The sequence below is a fragment of the Kribbella sp. NPDC055110 genome, assembly GCF_053607525.1.
Window position 1 is genome coordinate 1 of sequence record NZ_JBSGTS010000057.1, and the last position, 14,202, is coordinate 14,202.

Consider the following 14,202-nt stretch of genomic DNA (forward strand, 5'->3'; position numbering starts at 1 on the left):
GCACGCTCGACTGGTAGTGCACCGGTGAGACGGTGTACGCACGGGCGCGTTCACGCTCAGGTGCACTACCCGGCCACCCGACATGTCCTGTCGAGCGTGCACATCACACCAAGCCCGGGCACCGCCCTGGAATTCGTCGACCACCCACACCTCAGTCACAAGAGCCGGATATCCCCTCGTGTGCGAGGGCCACGCCGCGCTCTGCAAGAGCCGGCCGGTGGCACGGACCGGGACGTGGATGCCGGGTGTGGTGGGCGCGGTGGGTGGGCGCGGTGCAGCGGGTGGGTGGGGTGCGTTAGGTGCGATGGTGCGGGGGGTGGGTGCAGCGCGGTGGGTGGGGGGTGGGGTGGGGTGGGTTAGCGTTTGCGGTGCCAGGGGCCGGTGATGGCGTAGGTGATGCCGGGGTTGTAGACGTTGAAGAACATGGTGCGGCCGTCGGCGGAGAAGCCGACGCCGGAGAGTTCGCCGTACTCGGGGGCCTCGGGGGTTCCGAGGTTGACGCGGTTGCGGGCGAACTTGAAGACCTGGCCGTCCTCGGTGGTGCCGAGGATGTGCTGTTCGCCGAGGCCGTCCTCGCACATCATCAGCCCGCCGTACGGCGACATCGTGATGTTGTCGGGGGCATCGAATTCGGGGTCGTCGGATCCGGGCTTCGGGCGGGTGAAGATGACCTCGAGGCGGAGCGTCCGTTTCCGCGGGTCGAGCCGCCAGACCTGGCCGTCGTGGTCGACCTTCGGGCCGAGCTCGGTCCGGGCGAACGACGAGACGAAGTACACGCAGCGATCCACCTCGCCCCACCAGCAGCCCTCGAGCTTGTAGCCGCCGGTGATCGGCTTGGCGAAGTCCTGCGCCCGGACCGACTCGGTCGTCGCCAGCGGGTCCGGCACCGTCACCCACTGCACGTCGTGGAACTCGGCGCCGGCCTCCTGGACCACCGACAGGTCCGGCAGGCCAGGGATGTGCATCGCCTGCAGTTCACCGCCGGCCCGCAGGGCACCCCAGCCGCCGCGCGGCCGGTTCGGCAGGAACCGGTAGAAGCCGCCGAGCGGCGCGACGAACGCGTCCTCGGTCTCGTACACGATCCCGGTCCGCGGGTCGATCGCGACCGCCTCGTGCTGGAAGCGGCCCATCGCGGTCAGCGGATGAGGGTCCGCGTTGCGGCGGTCGTCGTACGGGTCGACCTCGAAGATGAAGCCGTGGTCCTTGGTGTATCCGCTCTGCCCGGCCTTGAGTTCGGTCTCCTCGCAGGTCAGCCAGGTACGCCAGGGCGTGTGGCCGCCGGAGCAGTTGATCGCCGTACCGCCGAGGCTGACGAACTCCTTCTTCGAGGCGTTCTGCCGGTCGACCACCAGGGTGCTGGTGCCGCCGGCGGCGGCCGGGTCGTAGGTCCGCTCGGCCGGTGCGACGACCTTGATCTTCGACGTCGGGCTGCACTCGTGGTTGCGGACCAGGCGGGAGCCGCCGTCGCGGTCCGGGAATACGCCCATCCCGTCGAACCGGCTCGGAATCTGCAGCCCGTCCGGCCGTACGGCGCCTTCGCGGGACAGGATCTTGTAGCCGAACCCGCGCGGCAGGTCGAGCATGCCGTCCGGGTCCTCGATCAGCGGCCCGTACCCGATCTTCGGGCCGGACGTGCCGAGCGCGGGCTGGGCGGTGTACAGCGCCTCCACCGATCCGGCCACGCTGACCGCGACTCCGGCGGCTGCGGCACGGCCGACGAACTGGCGTCTGGAAAGGGAGTTGGACATGGGCGGCCTCCTGGCTAGACACAAGCAGTGGTCGCCAGTGAACGTACGGTAAACAACTCACCAACAGCAAGTGAACGCGTGTCAGGCGGTCACAGCGCGCGGACCCAGTTCTCCAGGAGCGTGGCGCCGGCGTCGCCGGACTTCTCGGGGTGGAACTGGGTGGCGGACAGCGGGCCGTTCTCGACGGCGGCGACGAAGCGATCGGCGCCGTACGTCGTCCACGTGACCAGCGGAGCGACCGACTCGCGGGCGTCCTGCAGCTTCCATTCGCGAACGCCGTACGAATGCACGAAGTAGAACCGCTCCTTCTCGATGCCGTCGAACAGCTTCGTGCCGGACGGTACGTCGACCGTGTTCCAGCCCATGTGCGGCACCGGCTGGTCGTCCTTCGGCTGCAGGCGCTCGACGGTGCCGGGCCACTGCTCGCAGCCCTCGGTCTCGACGCCGTGCTCGATGCCGCGGGCGAACAGGATCTGCATGCCCACACAGATCCCCAGCACCGGACGTCCACCGGTCAACCGGCGGTCGACCGCGACATCACCGCGAACCGCCTTCAGTCCGGTCATGCACGCCTCGAAGGCACCCACGCCCGGCACGAGCAGACCGTCGGCGTTGCACGCCGCGTCGAAGTCGGCGGTCACCGTGACGTCGGCGCCGACACGCTGCAGCGCCCGCTCCCCCGACCGGATGTTCCCGGAACCGTAGTCCAGGAGCACGACCTTCTTGCTCACAGTGCCGACCTCACAGTGCCGACCTCACAGGGCGCCCTTGGTGGACGGGATCCCTGGCTGCCGCGGGTCCAGCTCGGCGGCGGCGCGGAGGGCCCGCGCGAACGCCTTGAACTGGGCCTCGACGATGTGGTGCGGGTCGCGGCCCGACAGCACCCGGATGTGGATGCAGATCGCGGCGTTGAACGCGAGCGTCTCGAACACGTGCTGGGTCAGCGAACCGGCGTAGTCGCCGCCGATGATCGCGTACACCTGGCCGTCCGGCTCGCCGGTGTGCACGCAGTACGGACGCCCGGACAGGTCGACCGTGCAGTGCACGAGCGCCTCGTCGAGCGGCACGGTCGCGTCGCCGAACCGGCGGATCCCGCGCTTGTCGCCGAGCGCCTCGCGCAGTGCCTGACCGATACCGATCGCGGTGTCCTCGACCGTGTGGTGCGCGTCGATCTCCAGGTCGCCGACCGTGTTCACGTGCAGGTCGAGCAGCGCGTGCTTGGCGAGCGCGTTCAGCATGTGGTCGTAGAACCCGACCCCCGTCGAGATGTCCGCCCGGCCCTCACCGTCGATGTTCAGCTCGACCAGGACCTTCGACTCACTAGTCTCCCGCTCGAGCCGCGCCGTACGCCGGCTCATCCACGTCCTCGCTTCGCTCCGGGCGCGGATGAGGCACTGACCGCGCTGTGCTTTCTGATGAGCTCGCTTCGCTCCCTCATGTCAGCCTTCCCGTGTCTGTCTTCAGAACGCGCTCCAGCGAAGCGCGGAACGCGGCCATCTCGTCGCCGGTGCCGATCGAAACGCGCAACCAGCCGTCCGGACCGGTTTCCCGGATCAGTACGCCGTCGTCCAGCAACGCCTGCCAGACCGCGTGCCGATCCGCGAACGTGCCGAACAGGACGAAGTTCGCATCTGAGTCGACCGCCCGCAGTCCCAACGATCGCAGCCAGTCGACGGTCTCGTCGCGCTCCACCCGGAGCTGCTCAACCCGGCCAAGCAACTCGTCGGAGTGCTGCAACGCCGCCCGCGCGACAGCCTGGGTCACCGCGGACAGGTGGTACGGCAGCCGGACGATCCGCAGCGCGTCGACGAACTGCTTGCTCGCGGCAAGGTATCCGACCCGCCCGCCGGCCATCGCGAACGCCTTCGACATCGTCCGCGCGACCGCAAGATTCGGGTACGACGGCAACAGGCTGACCGCACTGGGTGTCCCCGCGCGGCGGAACTCGGCGTACGCCTCGTCGACCACGACCACGGCACCTTGTTGAGCGGCCTGCGCGACGATCGCCTCGGTCACGTCGATCGGCAGCGCCGTCCCGGTCGGATTGTTCGGCGAGGCGAGCAGCACGACCGACGGGCGGTGCCGGGAGATCGCCGCGAGCGCCTTGCTCTTGTCGAGCGTGAAGTCCTCGGCGCGACGGCCGGCGACCCACGCGGTGTTCGTGTCCCGCGCGTACTCCGGGTACATCGAGTACGTCGGCGCGAAGGAAAGCGCCGTACGCCCGGGGCCGCCGAAGGCCTGCAGGATGTGCAGCATCACCTCGTTGGAACCGTTCGCCGCCCAGAGCTGCTCCGGCTCCAGTTGCGCTCCGGATTCGCGCGCCAGGTACGCCGCGAGGTCCGCACGCAGACCGATGAACTCGCGGTCCGGGTAGCGGTTCATACCACGGGCGGCCACGGTGACCGCTGCGGCGATGTCGGCGACGGTCGCCTCGCTCGCCGGGTACGGGTTCTCGTTGACGTTCAGGAGCACCGGGACGTCGAGCTGCGGGGCGCCGTACGGCTCGAAGCTCTTCAACTCCTCGCGGATCGGCAACCCGTCGAAGCGGCCCATTACTGCTCTCCAGGGAATCGGACGGACACCGCGGCGCCGTGGGCGGGCAGGTCCTCGGCGTGGGCAAGCGTGACCACGTGACCGGCGACCGCCTGCAACGCGTCGCGCGAGTAGTTGATCACGTGCACTGCCTTGAGGAAGCTGCGCACGGACAGGCCGGACGAGTGGCAGGCGCAACCGGCCGTCGGGAGGACGTGGTTGGAGCCCGCGCAGTAGTCGCCGAGCGACACCGGTGACCAGCTGCCGACGAAGATCGCTCCGGCGTTCGTGATCAGGCCGGCTCGTTCCTCGGCGTCGGCGGTCTGGATCTCCAGGTGCTCGGCGGCGTACGCGTCCACGACCGCGGTGCCCTGGTCAAGATCGTCGACCAGCACGACGGCTGACTGCTGACCTTTCAGAGCCTCCGTCACGCGGTCCTGGTGCTTCGTCTTCGCGACCTGGCCGGGCAGCTCGGCCTCGACCGCGGCGGCGAGGGTTTCGGACGGCGTGACCAGCACACTGGCGGCCATCGGGTCGTGTTCGGCCTGGCTGATCAGGTCCGCGGCGACGTGCTTCGGGTCGGCGGTGTCGTCGGCGAGGACCGCGATCTCGGTCGGACCGGCCTCGGAGTCGATGCCGACCTCACCCAGCAGGAACCGCTTGGCGGCGACCACGTAGATGTTGCCCGGACCCGTGACCAGGTTGACCTTCTTGCAGCCGTCGAAGCCGTAAGCGAACCCGGCGATCGCTTGCGCGCCGCCCATCGCGTAGACCTCTTCGATCCCGAGCAACGCACAAACCGCGAGCACAGTCGGGTGCGGCAGGCCGCCGAACTCCTTCTGCGGCGGGGAGGCAACGGCCAGCGACGGTACGCCGGCCACCTGCGCCGGTACGACGTTCATCAGAACGCTCGACGCCAGCGGCGCACGGCCGCCCGGCACGTAGAGGCCGACGCGCTGCACCGGGACGAACCGCTGCGTCACCCGCCCACCTGGTGCGGGCTCGGAGGCGATGTCGGCGGTGAGCTCGTCCTGGCTGACCTCGCGGACCCGGCGGATCGACTCCTCGAAGGCGCTGCGCACCTCGGGGTCGAGCTCCTCGAGCGCGGTCTTCAGCGCCTCGGCCGGGACCCGGATGTCCTCGACGCGCACATGGTCGAACTTCTCGCCGTACTCCCGGATCGCCTCGAGGCCGCGATGGCGGACGTCCAGGCAGATGGGTCGGACGACGTCGAGAGCCTTCTCGACGTCGAACACGGCTCGGGGAACGAGGGCATTCACTTCGGCTTGGAGGTCGGAGACCTCTCCGGCCGCCACTCGGCCCCGCAGGTCGACGCGGCGAATCATGGCGCCAGTCTAGTGGCGCGACCCGGTCTGCTCCGCGCCGTATCCACAGGTCGGCCGGACGCGACGCCGTACCCGCGCGGTCACCGGGCGTGATCGTGGGTTGTGTCCACTAGGCTCGTTGCCATGGACTCCCGCCTGCCGTTGCTCACTGTCGACACGGTGATCTTTCCCGGCCTGGTGGTCTCGATTCCGGTGACCGACGTCCAGGGCCGTGCGGTGGTCCGCGACCTGGTCGAGAACGGCGGCGAGCTGGTCTGCGGGGCCCTCGCGGTCCGGGACGGGTACGAGCTGGGTGAGCGGGTGTTCCGGTCGCTGTACGGGACGGGCTGCGCGGCGACGATCTCCGAGATCGCGCTCGACGCGGACGACGACGGACCGATCGAGGTGACCCTGACCGGCAACCGGCGGTTCAAGGTGACCGAGCTGGACGGTGCCGGCGACTACCTGGTCGCGGACGTCGAGTGGCTGCCCGACGACCTCGGCGACGACCCTTTGGGTACGGCGACGATCGCGCTCGAGAGGTTCCGCAAGTACGCCGAGGCGATCAGCGAGATCAGCCGCCCCGGCCTGCACCTCGGCGACCTGCCCGACGACCCCGGCACGCTGTCGTACCTGATGTCGGCCGCGATGAAACTGATGACCCCCGACCGCCAGAAGCTTCTCGAGGCCGCCGACGTGACCACCCGGCTCGTCCAGCTCGTCGCCCTCATCGACACCGAACTCTCGGCGATGGCCGCGCTCCCCTCGCTCCCCGCGACCGACCTGATCGCCTGGTCCGCCCTCTCCCCCAACTGAACCCGCGGCGCTACCGGATTGAATCCCACAGCGGTATGGTTGTGGTATGAGCAAGCAGATCACTGTCCGGCTACCGGACGACCTGGTCGACTTCATGGACGAGCTAGTCGCGACCGACAGGGCGACGAGCCGGGCCTCCGTGGTCGCCCGGGCGATGGTGCGTGAGCGGCGCCGCGAGCTGGCCGCCCGCGACCTCGACATCCTGAACCGCCACGGCGAGTACCCCGACCTCGAAGGCCTCGCCCCCGCGGCCGCCGGCACCGTGCTCAGCGACCTCGACTGAGTACGACGTCGTGCGTCCGCTGCACATCGCCCGGCTCGACAAGCCCCGGCCGGTCGTCGTACTGACCCGTGAACTCATCCGCCCGCGCCTCACCAACGTGACGGTCGCGCCGATCACCAGCACGATCCGCGGCCTGTCCACCGAGGTCCTGGTCGGCCCCGACAACGGCCTCGACCACCCGAGCGCGATCTCCTGCGACAACATCCAGACCATCCCGAAGGCGCACCTCGGCCGCCTGATCGGGTACCTCCACCCCGACCAGGAACCTGCCCTGGCCGAGGCGATCAACCTCGCGTTCGACCTGGAGTTCTAGCTCTCGAGTTCAGCCGAGCTTGCTGACGTCGCGGACCGCGCCCTTGTCGGCGCTGGTCGCCATCGCGGCGTACGCGCGCAGAGCAGCGGTGACCTTGCGGTCGCGGTTCTTCGGGGCGTAGACGCCGCCCAGCGCCGCCTCGCGCGCGGCCAGTTCCTCGTCGCCGACCAGCAGCTCGATCGACCGGTTCGGGATGTCGATCTTGATCCGGTCACCGTCCTCGACCAGCGCGATCGTCCCGCCGGACGCCGCCTCGGGCGACACATGCCCGATCGAGAGTCCCGACGTACCGCCGGAGAAGCGGCCGTCGGTGATCAGCGCACAGACCTTGCCCAGACCGCGGCCCTTCAAGTACGAGGTCGGGTACAGCATCTCCTGCATTCCCGGACCGCCCTTGGGGCCTTCGTACCGGATTACGATGACGTCGCCCGGCTGGATCTGCTTGGTCAGGATCTTCTCGACGGCCTGCTCCTGCGACTCACACACCACCGCGGGGCCCTCGAACGTCCAGATCGACTCGTCCACGCCGGCCGTCTTCACGACACAGCCGTCGTTGGCCAGGTTGCCCTTCAGTACGCCGAGACCGCCGTCCTTGGAGTACGCGTGCTCGCGGTCGCGGATGCAGCCGTTCGCCGCGTCGTCGTCCAGCGTCTCCCACCGCTCGGACTGCGAGAACGCGGTCGCCGACCGCTTGCAACCCGGCGCCGCGTGCCACAGCTCGACGGCCTCCGGCGACGGCGATCCGCCGCGCACGTCCCAGGTCTTCAGCCAGTCGTCGATGGAGTCGCTGTGCACGGTGTGGATGTTCTCGTTCAGCAGGCCGGCGCGGTGCAGCTCGCCGAGTATCGCCGGGATGCCTCCGGCGCGGTGCACGTCCTCCATGTAGTACGTCCCGCCGGGCGCGACGTTCGGCGCGACCTTCGCCAGGCACGGGACCCGGCGGGAGACCGCGTTGATGTCGTCGAGGTCGAAGTCGACCTCCGCCTCCTGCGCGGCCGCGAGCAGGTGCAGGATCGTGTTGGTCGACCCGCCCATCGCGATGTCCAGGGCCATCGCGTTCTCGAACGCTTCCTTGGACGCGACGTTCCGCGGCAGCACGGTGGCGTCGTCGTTGTCGTAGTACCGCTGGGTGATCCGTACGACGGTCTCGCCGGCCTTCTCGTACAGCGCCTTGCGCGCGGTGTGCGTGGCCAGCACGGAGCCGTTGCCCGGCAGCGACAGGCCGATCGCCTCGGTCAGGCAGTTCATCGAGTTCGCGGTGAACATGCCGGAACAGGAACCGCAGGTCGGGCAGGCGTTCTCCTCGATCCGCAGGATGTCGGCGTCGGAGACGTTCTCGTTGACGGCCTCGGACATCGCGTCGATCAGGTCGAGCTTGCGGACCGTGCCGTCGACGAGCGTCGCCCGGCCGGCCTCCATCGGGCCGCCGGAGACGAACACGGTCGGGATGTTCAGCCGGAGCGCCGCCATCAGCATGCCGGGCGTGATCTTGTCGCAGTTCGAGATGCAGACCAGCGCGTCCGCGCAGTGCGCCTCGACCATGTACTCGACCGAGTCGGCGATCAGGTCGCGGGACGGCAGGCTGTAGAGCATGCCGCCGTGGCCCATCGCGATCCCGTCGTCGACGGCGATCGTGTTGAACTCGCGGGCGATCCCGCCGGCCGCGTGGATCGCCTCGGACACGATCCGGCCGACCGGGGCGAGGTGCGTGTGGCCGGGGACGAACTCGGTGAAGCTGTTCGCCACCGCGATGATCGGCTTCCCGAAGTCCTCCCGGAGTACCCCGGAGGCCTGCATGAGCGCGCGGGCGCCCGCCATGTTGCGGCCGTGGGTGACAGTGCGGGACCTCAGTGCAGGCACGACGACATCTCCTTGCTCCGTGTACGTACCTACCGATAGTGCCACGCTCGTCCGGATGGCGGTACGCGGGTCCCGGATCCTGGAGCGGTGGTTCTGTCCGTGGACAGTTCTGGTCTTGTCCGACGGAGGAATTGCCGGGTAATCCACAGGCTGCGGCGATCGTGTCAGCATCGTCGGCGTGATCTCACTAAACTCGCCTGGGTGAGCGACGCGACCGAACTTCCCGATTCCGAAGCCCTTCAGGTCCTCCGGCGGGTGTTCGGGTACGAATCCTTCCGTGGTGAGCAGGCCGACATCATCGACACCGTCGTCGCGGGCGGTGACGCGCTGGTGCTGATGCCGACCGGCGGCGGCAAGTCGCTGTGCTACCAGATCCCGTCGCTGGTCCGGTCCGGCGTCGGTGTGGTGATCTCGCCGCTGATCGCGTTGATGCAGGACCAGGTGGACGCGCTGACCGCGCTCGGCGTACGGGCGGGATTCCTGAACTCCACGCAGGACTTCGAGCAGCGGCGGGAGGTCGAGCAGGCGTTCCTGACCGGCGAGCTCGACCTGCTGTACCTGGCGCCCGAGCGGTTGCGGGTCGAGGCGACCGTGCGGCTGCTCGACCAGGGCAAGATCGCACTGTTCGCGATCGACGAGGCGCACTGTGTGTCGCAGTGGGGCCACGACTTCCGGCCTGACTACCTGATGCTGTCCGAGTTGCACGAGCGCTGGCCCGACGTACCGCGGATCGCGTTGACCGCGACAGCGACCGAGGCGACGCATCAGGAGATCGCGACCCGGCTGAAGCTGGACGAGGCGAAGCATTTCGTCGCGAGCTTCGACCGGCCGAACATCCAGTACCGGATCGTTCCGAAGGACAACCCGCAACGGCAGTTGCTCGACTTGCTGCGCACCGAGCACGCCGGCGACGCGGGCATCGTGTACTGCCTGTCCCGCAACAGCGTCGAGAAGACCGCGGCCTTCCTGACCCAGAACGGGATCGAGGCCGTGCCGTACCACGCGGGCCTGGACAGCCGGACGCGCGCCACGAACCAGGCGCGGTTCCTGCGCGAGGACGGGCTGGTCGTGGTGGCGACGATCGCGTTCGGGATGGGGATCGACAAGCCGGACGTCCGGTTCGTCGCGCACCTCGATCTGCCGAAGTCGGTCGAGGGGTACTACCAGGAGACCGGTCGCGCGGGGCGGGACGGACAGCCCTCCACCGCGTGGCTGGCGTACGGGCTGCAGGACGTCGTACAGCAGCGGAAGATGATCGACACGTCCGAGGGTGACCTCGCGCATCGACGGCGGCTGGGTTCGCATCTCGACGCGATGCTCGCGCTGTGCGAGACCGTGCAGTGCCGGCGGTCGCAGCTGCTGGCGTACTTCGGACAGCAACAGCACGGCGACGCGTGCGGGAACTGCGACACCTGCCTGACGCCGCCGGAGTCGTGGGACGGGACGATCGCGGCGCAGAAGCTCTTGTCGACGGTTTATCGGCTGCAGCACGAGCGCGGGCAGAAGTTCGGCGCCGGGCAACTGGTCGACATCCTGCTCGGCAAGGAGACCGACAAGGTCAAGCAGTTCCGGCACCACGAGCTGACGGTGTTCGGGATCGGCACCGAGTTGAAGGACACCGAGTGGCGCGGGGTGGTCCGGCAGCTGCTGGCGCTGCGGTTGCTCGCGGTCGAGGGTGATTACGGCACGCTCGTGCTGACCGAGGAGAGCGCCGAGGTGCTCGGTCGGCGGCGCGAGGTGATGATGCGCCGGGAGCCCGAGCGCGTCCGGTCTTCGAGCAGGTCGTCGTCGGGCGGGAAGAAGGCGGCGGCCGATCTGCCACCGGAGGCGGCGCCCGTGTTCGAGCGGTTGCGTGCCTGGCGGGCCGCGGTGGCGAAGGAGCAGGGCGTTCCGGCGTACGTCATCTTCCACGACGCGACGCTGCGGCAGATCGCCACCGACCAGCCGTCGACGCTGGCCGAGCTGGGCGCGATCAGCGGCATCGGCGAGAACAAGCTGACCAAGTACGGCGACGGCGTGCTGGAGACTCTCGCCGAGGGGTGATGTCGAATCGTGCTCCCGGTCTTCGACGCCTAGGCACAGGGTGCGGATCAGCCGTACCCGCAGAGAACTGGGAGAACGACCATGTCCTCATCCGTGCTGTTGATGTCGATGTCCGCCGACGGCTACATCGCCGGTCCGGACGACCGGCCAGGCAACCCCGGCGGCGACGACTTCATGCGGTTGCACGAGTGGTACCTGAACGCGGACGGCGAGGTGGGTCGCCCGGACGGCGAGGCCGGCGAGATCTGGGACGAGCTGAACGCCACGGGCGCGGTTCTGGTCGGTCGTCGTACGGCGGAACAGGTGAACTACTACGGCGGCGACCATCACGGCGTACCGATCTTCGTCCTCAGCCACGACCCGTCACCGGTCGACTTCGAGAACGTGCACGTCGTGGGCGACATCGAGACCGCGATGGCGCAGGCCAAGGCGGCGGCGGGTGCCAAGGACGTGCTGGTTCACGGCGCGGTGACCGCACAGCAGGCGTTGGCGGCCGGGGTCCTCGACGAGTTGCAGATCAGCCAGGTGCCGGTCCTGTTCGGGAGCGGTCTGCGGCTGTTCGACGTACTGCCGGAGCACGTCGAGCTCGAGATCGTCCGGGTGATCGACACGCCGCGGGCGACACACCTCCGCTACCGGGTACGGCGCTAGGTTGCCAGCAGCGGTTGCACAGACCAGAACGTCTAGGGAGTCCAGCTGACCGAGGCGGCCAGGGTGGCGAAGTCCTGGATGAGACGGGAGCGACGCGTGGCGATCCACGCCAGGCAGACCGTGTTCGGGGCCAGGTTGTCGACGGGGATCGTGACGACGTCGGGCCGTTGGTAGAAGGCGGCGACGGACAGCGGGATGATCGAGACGCCACGACCGGCTGCGACGTGTTCGAGTTTCTCCTCGACGCTGCGCAGGACGGGCACCGGTTTCGCCGTACGGGTGCGGAGCTCGACGGCGATGTCGCGCCATTCCGGTACGGCGTCCGGGTCCTGCAGCAGGTGCTCGTCGGCGAGGTCGGTGATGTCGATGACGGGCTTGCCGGCCAGGCGATGATCGGCCGGCAGCGTGGCGACCCGCGGCTCCTCGAACAGCGGGCGCACGGTCAGACCGGCCTGATCGATCGGCAGCCGGACGACGCTCACATCGACGCGCCCGTCGTGCAGTACGTCGACCTGGTCGTCCCACGTGGTCCGGATCAGCTCGATCTCCAGCTCGGGATGCGCCTGGCCGAACCCGCGAACCGCTTCGGTCACGGTCAGCCCCGGCATGAAGCCGATCGTGAACGTCTTCGAACCGCGCGCGGCGAGCGCGACCCTGCGCCGGGTTGCGTCCGCGGCAGCGAGCAGCGGCCGGGCGTCGTCGAGCAGCTGGCGACCGGCCGCCGTGAGCTCGGTGGCTCGCTTGGTGCGCACGAACAACTGGGCGCGGACCTCGTCCTCGAGTGCGCGGATCTGCCGGGACAGCACAGGCTGCGCGATGTGCAGCCGCTCGGCCGCGCGCCCGAAATGCAGTTCCTCGGCGACGGCGACGAAGTACCGGAGCTTGCGGAGATCGAGATCCATAATACCTTCAGGGTATTACAGGCGCCCGAACAGGTCTTGGACGCCGGTGCCCGGACGGCCGCATCGTGGAAGCGAAATCCCAACCACGAAAGGCAGTTCCGTGACTCTGCAGGACCAACGCGTCGTCGTCCTCGGTGGTACGTCAGGGATCGGGCTCGCGACCGCTCAACTCGCCGCCGCGCAGGGCGCCACCGTGTGATCGTTGCCTCTAGCAACCCCGAGTCGGTGCAGCGGGCGCTCGCAACCCTCCCCGACTCGGCCATCGGCGCCGCCGTCGGCGCCGCCGTCGGCGCCGCCGTCGACCTCACCAATTCCGCCGCGGTGGCGGCGTTCTTCGCGGGGTTGGATCCGTTCGACCACCTGGTCTTCACGGCCGGTGAGGCGCTGACGCTGCTCGAGGTCGGCACGATGGACCTCGCCCAGGCGCGTGCCGCTTTCGAGCTGCGGTACTTCGGTGCGCTGGGTGCTGTGAGCGCCGCCGTACCGAAGCTCCGTCCCGGTGGTTCCGTCGTACTCACGACCGGCGCCGCCGCGGACCGGCCCGGCCCCGGCTGGTCCGTCGCCGCGAGTATCTGCGGCGCCGTGGACTCCCTCGTCCGTGCCCTCGCCCTCGAACTCGCCCCACTCCGCGTCAACGCCGTCAAACCCGGCGTCGTCCGTACGCCGCTTTGGCGCGGCGCCCTCGAATACGACGAAACCGCCCGCCAACTCCCCGTACAACGCGTCGGCGAACCCGAAGACATCGCCGCCGCCTACACCTACCTGATGAACCAGCCCTACGCCACCGGCTCCATCCTCACCGTCGACGGCGGCCACGTCCTCGTCTGAATCAGCCCGGCGAGGTCAGGCCTGGGAGATGTAGAGGCGGTTCCCGTCGGGGTCGCGGAGGCTGAACATCGGCGGGACACCCGGCCACTCCAGCAGTTCGTCGGTGTCGACACCGGCCACGAGGAAGTGCTCGTGCGCCGCCTTCGCGTCCGGGCTCGCCATCCGAATACCGGTGTCGACACCGGCCGGGTTCCCCTCGCTCGCAGGAACGAGCGCGATACTCCCCACCGACCCAGCCGGCGCGACCACGATCCAACGCCCACCAAACTGCGGCAACGGCGCATCCATCACCACCTCGAACCCCAGCGTCCCCGTGTAGAACTCCACCGCCCGATCCTGATCCCCCACCGGTACCCCAACCGTCCTGATTTCACTGATGTAGCTCATCCTGATTCTCCTTCTCCTGAAGAGGCGCTTTCACCAGGAGGTAGAACCCGATCCCCCGTTTTCGACATCACCCACAAAATCCACGCCCACAATTCCCCGGTCGGTGCCACCAGGCATGCACCGCGCGTTCGGCACAAGAACAAATACCCGACTCTCCGGGCCGATTACGGGTGTTGGTGGCCGGCACCCGGAGGGTTGGGGGCAGGACGACTGCTCGCGGTGGTGTGATGTGCACGCTCGACAGGTAGTGCACCGGTGAGACGCTGTACGCGCGGGCACGTTCACGCTCAGGTGCACTACCCGGCCACCGGACATGTCCTGTCGAGCTGCAGATCACACCAGACCCGAGCCCGGCGCAGGCCTCGAACTCGCCGGCCACCCACACCTCAGTCACAAGAGCGGATATCCCCTTGTGTTGGGGGGCGGGCTCAAGGGGTGATTGCAACGCCTTCTGGTTGAAGGGGTGTTGTGATGGGTGGTCGTCCTCGGTTTCCGGTGGAGTGGGAGTACGGGT

14 protein-coding genes are annotated in these 14,202 nt (G+C 68.8%); 6 read left to right on the plus strand and 8 right to left on the minus strand.

All coding sequences use genetic code 11. The features are described 5' to 3' along the window. Window positions 1–356: 356 nt before the first annotated feature. The 5 genes from ACWF0M_RS37845 to hisD all read right to left on the minus strand — a co-directional run bounded on the left by ACWF0M_RS37845 (window position 357) and on the right by hisD (window position 5,626). Window positions 357–1,748, minus strand: a complete 1,392-nt coding sequence (locus ACWF0M_RS37845; RefSeq protein WP_452240595.1) for an alkaline phosphatase PhoX — start codon at window positions 1,746–1,748, stop codon at window positions 357–359. Between the two features lie 89 nt (window positions 1,749–1,837). Beyond that, entirely contained in the window at window positions 1,838–2,479 is a 642-nt protein-coding gene (hisH, locus tag ACWF0M_RS37850; RefSeq protein WP_452240596.1) for an imidazole glycerol phosphate synthase subunit HisH, read from the minus strand. Window positions 2,480–2,503: 24 nt separating this feature from the next. Further along, window positions 2,504–3,106 carry an imidazoleglycerol-phosphate dehydratase HisB gene (gene hisB, locus ACWF0M_RS37855; protein WP_452240597.1) on the minus strand — a complete coding sequence of 201 codons (603 nt, stop codon included), beginning with the start codon at window positions 3,104–3,106 and terminating at the stop codon, window positions 2,504–2,506. Window positions 3,107–3,182: 76 nt separating this feature from the next. Beyond that, window positions 3,183–4,301 (minus strand): histidinol-phosphate transaminase, encoded by a 1,119-nt coding sequence (locus ACWF0M_RS37860; RefSeq protein WP_452240598.1) that lies wholly within the window; start codon window positions 4,299–4,301, stop codon window positions 3,183–3,185. Further along, window positions 4,301–5,626, minus strand: a complete 1,326-nt coding sequence (hisD, locus tag ACWF0M_RS37865; RefSeq protein WP_452240599.1) for a histidinol dehydrogenase — start codon at window positions 5,624–5,626, stop codon at window positions 4,301–4,303. Before hisD ends, ACWF0M_RS37860 begins: the two co-directional genes overlap by 1 nt. Before the next feature lie 123 nt (window positions 5,627–5,749). Here hisD and ACWF0M_RS37870 point away from each other — a divergent pair, with 123 nt between their 5' ends. From ACWF0M_RS37870 to ACWF0M_RS37880, 3 genes are read left to right on the plus strand one after another with little or no spacing between them, the layout of a single operon-like run. Next, complete coding sequence (locus tag ACWF0M_RS37870) at window positions 5,750–6,421, plus strand: LON peptidase substrate-binding domain-containing protein (protein ID WP_452240600.1); 672 nt, start codon at window positions 5,750–5,752, stop codon at window positions 6,419–6,421. 46 nt (window positions 6,422–6,467) lie between these two features. Continuing rightward, window positions 6,468–6,704, plus strand: a complete 237-nt coding sequence (locus ACWF0M_RS37875) for a ribbon-helix-helix domain-containing protein (RefSeq protein ID WP_452240601.1) — start codon at window positions 6,468–6,470, stop codon at window positions 6,702–6,704. A gap of 10 nt (window positions 6,705–6,714) precedes the next feature. Further along, window positions 6,715–7,017 (plus strand): type II toxin-antitoxin system PemK/MazF family toxin, encoded by a 303-nt coding sequence (locus tag ACWF0M_RS37880; protein WP_452240602.1) that lies wholly within the window; start codon window positions 6,715–6,717, stop codon window positions 7,015–7,017. Between the two features lie 9 nt (window positions 7,018–7,026). Here ACWF0M_RS37880 and ilvD read toward each other — a convergent pair whose 3' ends face one another. Continuing rightward, on the minus strand, window positions 7,027–8,877 hold the full coding sequence (ilvD, locus tag ACWF0M_RS37885) for a dihydroxy-acid dehydratase (RefSeq protein WP_452240603.1): 1,851 nt from the start codon (window positions 8,875–8,877) through the stop codon (window positions 7,027–7,029). A gap of 201 nt (window positions 8,878–9,078) precedes the next feature. Here ilvD and recQ point away from each other — a divergent pair, with 201 nt between their 5' ends. Both recQ and ACWF0M_RS37895 read left to right on the plus strand, forming a co-directional pair. Continuing rightward, on the plus strand, window positions 9,079–10,920 hold the full coding sequence (gene recQ / locus ACWF0M_RS37890) for a DNA helicase RecQ (protein WP_452240604.1): 1,842 nt from the start codon (window positions 9,079–9,081) through the stop codon (window positions 10,918–10,920). A gap of 81 nt (window positions 10,921–11,001) precedes the next feature. Beyond that, window positions 11,002–11,571 (plus strand): dihydrofolate reductase family protein, encoded by a 570-nt coding sequence (locus ACWF0M_RS37895; protein ID WP_452240605.1) that lies wholly within the window; start codon window positions 11,002–11,004, stop codon window positions 11,569–11,571. A gap of 32 nt (window positions 11,572–11,603) precedes the next feature. Here ACWF0M_RS37895 and ACWF0M_RS37900 read toward each other — a convergent pair whose 3' ends face one another. Next, window positions 11,604–12,473 (minus strand): LysR family transcriptional regulator, encoded by an 870-nt coding sequence (locus ACWF0M_RS37900; RefSeq protein WP_452240606.1) that lies wholly within the window; start codon window positions 12,471–12,473, stop codon window positions 11,604–11,606. Between the two features lie 195 nt (window positions 12,474–12,668). On the opposite strand from ACWF0M_RS37900, the gene ACWF0M_RS37905 reads away from it, so the two are divergent. After that, the gene (locus ACWF0M_RS37905; RefSeq protein WP_452240607.1) at window positions 12,669–13,301 is read left to right on the plus strand and encodes an SDR family oxidoreductase; all 633 of its coding nucleotides are present in this window, start codon (window positions 12,669–12,671) and stop codon (window positions 13,299–13,301) included. Window positions 13,302–13,316: 15 nt separating this feature from the next. Here the strand turns inward: ACWF0M_RS37905 and ACWF0M_RS37910 are convergent, their stop codons facing one another. Continuing rightward, entirely contained in the window at window positions 13,317–13,688 is a 372-nt protein-coding gene (locus tag ACWF0M_RS37910) for a VOC family protein (RefSeq protein ID WP_452240608.1), read from the minus strand. Window positions 13,689–14,202 lie beyond the last annotated feature (514 nt).

Excerpts from the sequence above, each read along its gene's own strand:
- ACWF0M_RS37845 (WP_452240595.1), bottom strand. The coding sequence starts at position 1,748 with ATGTCCAACTCCCTTTCCAGACGCCAGTTCGTCGGCCGTGCCGCAGCC.
- hisB (WP_452240597.1), bottom strand. The coding sequence starts at position 3,106 with ATGAGCCGGCGTACGGCGCGGCTCGAGCGGGAGACTAGTGAGTCGAAG.
- ACWF0M_RS37860 (WP_452240598.1), bottom strand. The coding sequence starts at position 4,301 with ATGGGCCGCTTCGACGGGTTGCCGATCCGCGAGGAGTTGAAGAGCTTC.
- hisD (WP_452240599.1), bottom strand. The coding sequence starts at position 5,626 with ATGATTCGCCGCGTCGACCTGCGGGGCCGAGTGGCGGCCGGAGAGGTC.
- ACWF0M_RS37870 (WP_452240600.1), top strand. The coding sequence starts at position 5,750 with ATGGACTCCCGCCTGCCGTTGCTCACTGTCGACACGGTGATCTTTCCC.
- ACWF0M_RS37875 (WP_452240601.1), top strand. The coding sequence starts at position 6,468 with ATGAGCAAGCAGATCACTGTCCGGCTACCGGACGACCTGGTCGACTTC.
- ACWF0M_RS37895 (WP_452240605.1), top strand. The coding sequence starts at position 11,002 with ATGTCCTCATCCGTGCTGTTGATGTCGATGTCCGCCGACGGCTACATC.
- ACWF0M_RS37900 (WP_452240606.1), bottom strand. The coding sequence starts at position 12,473 with ATGGATCTCGATCTCCGCAAGCTCCGGTACTTCGTCGCCGTCGCCGAG.
- ACWF0M_RS37910 (WP_452240608.1), bottom strand. The coding sequence starts at position 13,688 with ATGAGCTACATCAGTGAAATCAGGACGGTTGGGGTACCGGTGGGGGAT.